The following is a 3961-nucleotide window of genomic DNA, read 5'->3' as shown; positions in this document are numbered from 1 at the left end:
CCACTGCTTCCCCCTTAGGCGCCTCCGCTTCCGAGAGTGCCTTCCAGGCGGCGAGGGTGAGTCGGCTGAGCCCCGGTATCCGCTGCGAATGGATCGCACCACGAGAACGGCTTTGCATCAAGTTGCGCGGTTGCCAATCGCCAGAAGTTCGCCGTCGGCGACTGTTCAGCGGAGGGGTTGTTGCCACTTGGAGCGCGTGCTCGAGTGCGAGTCCGCAGACCGCGGAACCCATCGCTTCGACCTCCGCCTGCTCGGATACCGGCACGTCGGAGAGCAGTAGTGGCCATCGGATCACCACCACCCGCTCCCAGACCTCGGGTGGCACCGTGTTGGCCAGGTGGTGGCTCTCGCCCACCGGAAGGTCCCGCAGGCGACGCTCCGCCTCCTGCGTCTGCCCTACGTAACAAAGGCCCGCCCCAGACGCAAACACTCCGTAGAGCACCGGGCCCACTGTGACGGAGCTGTCGGCATGCGTCTCCGTCAGGAGATTCCCCACACGGTGAGCGAACTGATAGCGGCGGTCCTGCCACCGCTCAAGCAGCGAGGCATCCCCCAGCAGAGTCGTCAGCGACGATCGCCAGGCGCGATATGCGTCCTCATACACCTGGTCGCTCAGAGGGACTTGCCTCAAGAGATCATCCACACGCCGCAGCGTAGACCTGGCGCGAACGGCAGGGAACGGCCTTCAAGACCGGCCGCGCGTGCTCCTCCATCTATCCCCCCACCAGGAAGTTCATTGAAGGGGGTCGAACCTGCCTGCGCCTGTCTGGCCAGAGGATGGCCATGGCGCTCTGTCAGCAGGACGTAGGACTGCCCCTTCCCGGCGGCGCCGTCGTGAACCCTCTGTCCCTAGCGATGGAGGGCTCACGGTCGTCTAGGCGTCGACGGTAGACAACCCCAGAGGCACAGATGAGCTGTGCTTCGCACCTAAACAGAGGGACGTGGGATCATCGTCACCATGCCAGACCTATACGCCTCCCCTCGACCGCTGACCGTTGCTGGGCTCTTCGCCGGCATCGGAGGTGTTGAGCTCGGCCTGAAGGCAGCCGGCATGCAAACGAAGCTTCTTTGCGAGTGGTGGGAGCCCGCGCAAGCGGTACTAGAGCATCACTTTCCGGGCGTTCCGCTGCACGACGACATCCAGACGCTCAAGGCCCTGCCTGATGTGGACGTGGTAACCGCTGGGTTCCCATGCACCGACCTTTCACAGGCGGGGCGAACAGCGGGAATTCACGGCCAAGCATCAGGGATGGTCAAGCATCTCTTCGAGCTTCTTGAGGACGCTTCGCCGCGCTGGGTCGTCATCGAGAACGTGCGCAACATGTTGGCGCTCGATCGCGGCACAGCCATGGAATACCTGGTCAGCGAATTTGAGCGCCTGGGCTACCGCTGGGCCTATCGGCTCGTGGACTCCCGATTCACTGGAGTGCCGCAACGACGCCATAGGGTGATCTTCGTGGCGTCGCGAACGGAAGACCCGCGCGGCGTGCTGCTCGCAGATGATGCTGGCGAACGCCCCGACAGTGACTACCGCGAGGACGCCTTCGGGTTCTACTGGACAGAGGGCAACACCGGTCTCGGGTGGGCTCAGGACGCCCTGCCTACACTGAAGGGGGGGTCCGGACTCGGCATCCCTTCCTCACCCGCTATGTGGATTCGAGACGCCGAGCCTGGCCGGGCCATCATCACACCTCGAATCGAAGATGCTGAGGCCCTTCAGGGTTTCGCCCGCGGCTGGACCGAGCCAGCTCTAACGAGAGCAAAGCCTGGAGTTCGGTGGAAGCTCGTGGGAAATGCCGTGACTGTCGGTGTCTCGCGGTGGGTAGGGCAGCGGCTGCTTACGCCCGGGGAGTACGACGAGACTGGCCAGATAATCCTCCCAAAGGGCATGCGCTGGCCCACCGCTGCTTGGGGCACGCCGGATGAACGCTGGGCCGCAGCAGTGTCTCTGTGGCCGGAGCGCAGCTCCTATCAACACCTGCTCGACGTCGTGGACATCAACGAGGCGCCACCACTGAGCCTACGCGCAACCGCGGGATTCCATGGGCGGCTGCTCAGGAGCCGACTGCGCTACCCGCAGGCATTCTCGGACGCGTTGAAGCTACATGCGGAGCGTATGGCTGAGCCCGCACCAGTCGCCTAGTCGTCCGCTTCTGCGGTGGGTCCCGCCAGGCCCCACCGCAGGGGCCGTGACGTTAGTCTTCCCCTCCCCGGCAACGAGCAGGGGCCTGATCTGAGCAACCAAATCACTGCGGGCGCCGACGCGAACTGCCTAGACTTCACAGCATGTCTTCTGCGCAGAATCTCGCACACCTTTGGGAACTACTGCATACGGATCACGAAGCTCCGAACTCCCACAAATACACCGAAGCGCAGAAGCTTGTCGGTCAATTGGCCAACATTCCGCATAAACGGGTATATTTCACTCATATCAGCAAGGCGGGGAACTTAAGCGTTCGCGCCACCCAATCGACAGGCGCCCTAAAGTCCGACGTCGTGATCGCTCTGATCAAGCTCCGCAACGAAGATGCAGCAACCCACAAGGCGGCAAGGAAGTTTGTCGAGAAAACCGGCAAACCGGTTTTTATGCTGCAAAGGGAAAGCCTTGAGAGCAACAAATGGTATCCAATTGGCGGCTACGTTTTGTCTGTAGACCCGCAAGGCCAATCCCTCTTGGCAGAACTCACGGACCTTTTTGGCGGCCCAGCTCATGAGGTAATCTCAGTGAGCCAGGAGTTCGCGACGTTCAATGCCATTCAATATTTGGAAAGTCTCGGCATCACCGGTTCAGTGATGGGTTCGATCCTGGCCAATTGGCATGACCTGCCCACGCTGCTTGCGAGCGCGACGCAGAGCGCATCAGGCCTGTCCGCCGCCGAGGCCGCGATTATCGCGCGCAGGCGGGACCTAATCACAGATCTCCGGTCCATGATTGCGGATAAGAAAACCACCGAGACAGATCTACATAAAGCAATCAAAGGCCATTACTGGATCTTCGGGGGACGGTACACGGGCGTATCCGAACGGAATACCCTGATTCCCATGGATGAGTTTGACATTCCCCTCTTCTGTACCGATGGTTCAATTCACATCGTGGAGCTCAAGGGTTCTTATATCACGACGCTTGTGAAGCGCCAACGTTCTCACCTCATTCCTGGGCCGCAGGTACACGAGGCCGTCGGTCAAGCCATGAACTATCTTCGCGACTTGGACGAAGCCGGCACTGCAATGGAAACCTACTACAAGAGGAACGGGCTCGAATATGATCTCTGCCGAGCCCGCGCCACTGTCGTCATTGGCAATCCTGACCACGTGCATGTAGCCGAGGACCCGAAACGCAAGTACGCGGCAGCCACAAGACAGATGATTGACCAAGCCATCCGAACCTATAACGGCATGATCAACCGCATTGAGGTTGTCACCTGGCCTGACTTGCTGGATGCCGCAGACAGGACGCTAAAGTTCGAGGAAGAGACAATGGACCTCTTCCGACCGAGCCAGCAGAATTTTCCCAAACAGAATTCAGGTGACCGCGTAAGCCGCACGGCAAGTGAGGATGGCGGAACTATCTTCTAGCGGGTGCGTTTGACGTATGCCTCAAGGGCGAGAGGCTTCCGTGACCTGCCGTTCGGACTCGCGGCACCCCTGTGCCCCACAGATGCCCCAGGACTCCAAAGGTGGGCCCTCGTTGACCAGTGAACATCTGCGGGCACCCACTCTTGGCGACCGTCTTGGCCGCCTTGAGCATCATCTACTTCTGGCCCATCTACACCGGCCAGTCCATCCCGATGGACGACTGGCGCTCGCGGATGTGGCTGGACACCTGGGTCTAGCAGGGGATTGCAACGAGTGGGCGCGGCCATCGGTTTAGAGAGAGACTAGAACAATTTATACTTCAATAATGTAATAAATTTGTTAATATAAATTAAAATATAAAAAATTTCAGAAAAGCCCAGTGAAC

The 3961-nt window shown here is 60.0% G+C and carries 3 protein-coding genes; 2 read left to right on the top strand and 1 reads right to left on the bottom strand.

Features of this window, described 5'->3' with window-relative positions; translation table 11 throughout:
- On the bottom strand, positions 1–643 hold a 643-nt coding region (locus tag AB0O67_RS36905; RefSeq protein ID WP_365460358.1), incomplete at its 3' end, for a hypothetical protein.
- A gap of 315 nt (positions 644–958) precedes the next feature.
- Here AB0O67_RS36905 and AB0O67_RS36900 point away from each other — a divergent pair.
- Positions 959–2143 carry a DNA cytosine methyltransferase gene (locus tag AB0O67_RS36900; RefSeq protein WP_365460355.1) on the top strand — a complete coding sequence of 395 codons (1185 nt, stop codon included), beginning with the start codon at positions 959–961 and terminating at the stop codon, positions 2141–2143.
- A gap of 143 nt (positions 2144–2286) precedes the next feature.
- A complete protein-coding gene (locus AB0O67_RS36895; protein WP_365460352.1) occupies positions 2287–3576 on the top strand; it encodes a Shedu anti-phage system protein SduA domain-containing protein in 1290 nt (429 codons plus the stop codon).
- Positions 3577–3961 lie beyond the last annotated feature (385 nt).

Source organism: Streptomyces sp. NPDC086077 (assembly GCF_040686175.1).
In the GTDB taxonomy this organism is placed as follows: domain Bacteria; phylum Actinomycetota; class Actinomycetes; order Streptomycetales; family Streptomycetaceae; genus Streptomyces.
Note: the sequence above shows the minus strand (reverse complement) of the source record. Positions and strands in the feature narration are given on the sequence as shown.